Here is a 3,734-nt window from a genome sequence, read left to right as displayed (position 1 = left end):
TCTCGGCCGAGGCCGTGCGCGTGCAGCGCGAGGTCATCAGCAAGGAAGGGCCGCCCCAACCCATTATGGAGGCGGTCGGCGGGCTGGAGCGCATCGTTTTCACCGCCGACAACGGCGGCGACCTACCCGGCCGGCAGGTGCGGGCCGAGGGGGAGCCGGCGACGGGCGACGCGGCCACCGACGAAGCCTACGACGGCGCGGGCGCGACCTACAACCTGTTCAAGGACATCTATAACCGCAACTCCATCGACGGCAACGGCGCGCGCCTCGACTCGACCGTCCACTACCGCACCGGCTACGACAACGCCTTTTGGAACGGCAAGCAGATGGTCTATGGCGACGGCGACGAAGATTTGCCCGTCGAGCAGCGGCTCTTCAACCGGTTCACTATCGCCATCGACATCATCGGCCACGAGCTGACCCACGCCGTGACCCAATTCACGGCCAACCTGCTCTACCAGGGGCAGTCGGGCGCGCTCAACGAGTCCATGTCCGACGTGTTCGGCTCGCTGGTGAAGCAGCGGGCGCTGGGGCAAGCGGCGGCCGACGCGGACTGGATCATCGGCGAGGGGCTGTTCACCAGCAACGTCAACGGCGTCGGCATCCGCAACATGAAGCAGCCGGGCACGGCCTACGACGACCCCGTGCTGGGCAAAGACCCGCAGCCGGGCCATATGCGCGATTACGTCCAGACGCAGGCCGACAACGGCGGCGTCCACATCAATTCCGGCATCCCCAACCGGGCGTTTTACGTGACGGCGTTCAATATCGGCGGCTCCGCGTGGGAGAAGGCGGGGCGCATCTGGTATGTGACGCTAAGCACCAAGCTGACCAAGACGCCCACGTTTGCCACGGCGGCGGCCAAGACCTATGAGGCCGCGGCCGAACTATATGGCCAGGGCAGCCTGGAACATCAGGCCGTGCGCGCTGGCTGGGCCGAGGTGGGCATCGACGTGGAGGGCGGCACCGAGCCGCCCGACAACGGCGGCCCCCCCGGCTGCGCGGCGACGCTCGTCGGGCTGATGCGCTCCGTCATGAATAGGGGCTAGGTTCTAGGGACTAGGGGTTAGGGGCCAGGGACTAGGGCAGAACGCTTTTGCCCTAGTCCCTAGCCCCTAGAACCTAGCCCCTACAAGAGGGTGTCCGTATGAAAATCTATTTCGAACGAAGCGGTGGTTTCATGGGCCGGACTGTCTCTACCGTCGTCGACACCAACGAACTGCCACCGGAAGAGGCGCTCAAGCTGCTGGAGATACTGGAGGATACCGACTTCTTCACCCTGCCGGAGGAGCCGAGTAGCCCCCTGGAGCAGACGTCGGGTGCGGCCGATCAGTTGTGCTACAAGGTCACGGTTGAAGTGGCCGGCGTACAACATACGGTCGAAACGTCCGACATCGAAGCCCCGCCGCAGTTGCAGCCGCTCTTCCAGGAGTTAAGCCAACTGGCGCGCCAAGCGCCGCGGCCCAACCCACAACCGAACTCCGTCAGCCAATAGCGGCCAGTTGGCCCCCGGCCGGTTCCGGCAGCCGATTCGGTGCGTAGGCGCGCGCCCGCGTGACGGCCGGCGCGATCTGGCCGTCGCGCTGTCGCGCTGGCTCGTCCGGCGGCGCGATACGCTCGCGGGGCGCGCCTGCCTCTGTCAATAGAGCCAGAAACGTCTCGCGGGCGGCTTCGCCCGCGCCCTCTTGGGTCGCCGCGCAAACCAGCGACGCGCGCCGCAGCGCCTCCGCCGTCAGGTCATCTACTTTCGTGCCCAGGTGCAACACCACGTAGTAGCCGACCCCCGTCAGGTAGTCGAGCACTTCCGACAGCCGGCGCGGGTCCGGCGCGTCCTGTCCCAGCAAGGACGGCGAGAACGGCGCGGGAATAACCTCCAGCGCGGCGTGGAGGCGCTGGCTGACGCGGGCCACGGCCGCCGGCGCCGGTTCGCCCGTATTGTGCAGCAGAAAGCGCACGTTCGGCCCGCCGGCCAACTGGAGCCGCGCGCCGATGCTGCCCGCCGGCAACTCCAGGTCGATGAGCATGACCGGGCCGTCCCCCTTCAGCGCCTCCGTCTCAGCCAGACGCACGGCCGCCGCGGCCGAATCGGCGGCGCGATCCGCGCCGATGACGGCGACCATGCGCCCCGCCTGGGGCGTCTCTCGCGCGCCGGCCTCGCGCAGGATGGCGCGCAGGTAAACCGGCAACTCCGCGATCTGGAAAGGCTTGGCCAGGAAGTCGGCCGCCCCCAAACTGAAGGCCCGCCGCCGGAAATCGCCGTTCAGCGACGCGGACAGGAAGACGACCGGAACGGCGGCGGTGCGCGGATCGGCCTTCAGCCGCCGGCAGACCTCGAAGCCATCCATGCCGGGCATGGTCACGTCGAGCACGATGGCGTCGACGGCCTGGGCGGCGGCCATATCCAGGGCGGTGGGGCCGTCGGCGGCGGAGAGCGCCTCGAAACCGGCGCGGCTCAACTGCTTGCTCACCAGGAAGCGCAGCGACGCTTCGTCATCTACGATCAGGATTCTCTGGGCACACATCATCGTTGTTCTTCATAGGCCGCCGTCTTGTTATGGATACCGGAGGCAACTTGGTGTCATCATAGGGGGTCTCGGTTACGAGGCTCCTTAAGAAAACCCATCTGTAGGAGCGCACCTGCTTGTGCGCCCTGGGGTAGGGGCGCACCTGCGTGTGCGCCCTGAGGTAGAGCGCCCCGGGGCAGACACGCAGGTCTGCCCCTACCGTCAGGTGCGTTCCCGCGCCGTTTCTGCTATTGTCAGGGGCATGAGCCACAGTCGGAGCATCGAGTTCGGCGTCGCGGGCGGCATCGGCCTGCTGCGCGTCAACCGGCCGGCGGCGCGCAATGCCCTGACCTGGAGCGCGCAGGAGGCATTCGCGGCGGCGGTGGAAGCGGCCCACGCCGCCGAACGCCAGTCAGGGCTGCGCGTCCTGATCGTCACCGGCGCGGGCGAGGCGTTCGTCTCCGGCGGCGACCTGAAGGAGCTGGCCGCTCATCCCGAAGCGGCGGCCGGCGAACGGCTGAATCGGGTGATGAGTGCGGCGCTGGCCGGCCTGGTGGCCTTGCCTTGCCCGGTCATCGCCGCCGTCAACGGCGACGCCATCGGCGGCGGCTGCGAGATCCTGACCGCCTGCGATTTGCGCCTGGCCGCGCCGCAAGCCCGCTTCGCCTTCCGCCAGGTGCAAAACGGCCTGACGACCGGCTGGGGCGGCGCGGGGCGGCTGGTCGCGCTCATCGGCCAGAGCCGGGCTATGGAACTGCTGCTCACCGGGCGCGCCTTCGGCGCGGCCGAGGCCCAGGCGCTCGGTCTCATCCACCGCATCGCGCCGGCCGGCCAGCCGGCGCTCGACGCCGCTTACGCCTGGGCCGACGACCTGTTGCGGCTGCCTTGCCGGGCGCTGGCGGCGACCAAGGCGCTCGTCCACGCCGCCGGCCACCTGCCCCTGGCCGACACCAACCGGCTGGAGGCGCAACTCTTTATCAACCTATGGCCCTCGCCCGATCATATCGAGGCGATGGCGGCGTTCGCGGAGAAACGAGTGCCCGTCTTCAATCGCGACAGCTAAAAAGAAATCATCCGCAGATTACGCAGATTAGGCAGATTTTTCCAGATGTACGACCATATCGCCCGCTACTACGACCTCAGCCACAACCGCCTGACGGACGACATCCCCTATCTGCTGGCGCTGGCGCGCGAAACGGAGGGGCCGCTACTGGAATTGGGCTGCGGCAG

General features: G+C 68.0%; 4 protein-coding genes. 3 read left to right on the top strand and 1 reads right to left on the bottom strand.

The genetic code is table 11. From position 1 onward, the window contains the following. Positions 1-1,049 (top strand): M4 family metallopeptidase (locus ACE3UY_RS08465; RefSeq protein WP_374687104.1); only part of this gene is annotated, 1,049 nt, incomplete at its 5' end. A 98-nt stretch (positions 1,050-1,147) separates the two neighbouring features. After that, the gene (locus tag ACE3UY_RS08460) at positions 1,148-1,495 is read left to right on the top strand and encodes a protealysin inhibitor emfourin (protein ID WP_374687103.1); all 348 of its coding nucleotides are present in this window, start codon (positions 1,148-1,150) and stop codon (positions 1,493-1,495) included. On the opposite strand, the gene ACE3UY_RS08455 is transcribed toward ACE3UY_RS08460, so the two are convergent. After that, positions 1,485-2,525, bottom strand: a complete 1,041-nt coding sequence (locus ACE3UY_RS08455) for a response regulator (protein WP_374687102.1) — start codon at positions 2,523-2,525, stop codon at positions 1,485-1,487. The two genes, ACE3UY_RS08460 and ACE3UY_RS08455, sit on opposite strands and share 11 nt — an antisense overlap. 241 nt (positions 2,526-2,766) lie before the next feature. Between ACE3UY_RS08455 and ACE3UY_RS08450 the strand changes: the two genes are divergently transcribed. Beyond that, positions 2,767-3,567, top strand: coding sequence for an enoyl-CoA hydratase/isomerase family protein (locus tag ACE3UY_RS08450; protein ID WP_374687101.1), 801 nt, complete (start codon positions 2,767-2,769; stop codon positions 3,565-3,567). Positions 3,568-3,734: the final 167 nt, after the last annotated feature.

The organism is Promineifilum sp. (SeqCode) (genome assembly GCF_041918635.1).
GTDB lineage: Bacteria > Chloroflexota > Anaerolineae > Promineifilales > Promineifilaceae > Promineifilum.
This window is presented reverse-complemented; position numbering and strand designations above follow the sequence as displayed.

Excerpts from the sequence above, each read along its gene's own strand:
- ACE3UY_RS08460 (WP_374687103.1), top strand. The coding sequence starts at position 1,148 with ATGAAAATCTATTTCGAACGAAGCGGTGGTTTCATGGGCCGGACTGTC.
- ACE3UY_RS08455 (WP_374687102.1), bottom strand. The coding sequence starts at position 2,525 with ATGATGTGTGCCCAGAGAATCCTGATCGTAGATGACGAAGCGTCGCTG.
- ACE3UY_RS08450 (WP_374687101.1), top strand. The coding sequence starts at position 2,767 with ATGAGCCACAGTCGGAGCATCGAGTTCGGCGTCGCGGGCGGCATCGGC.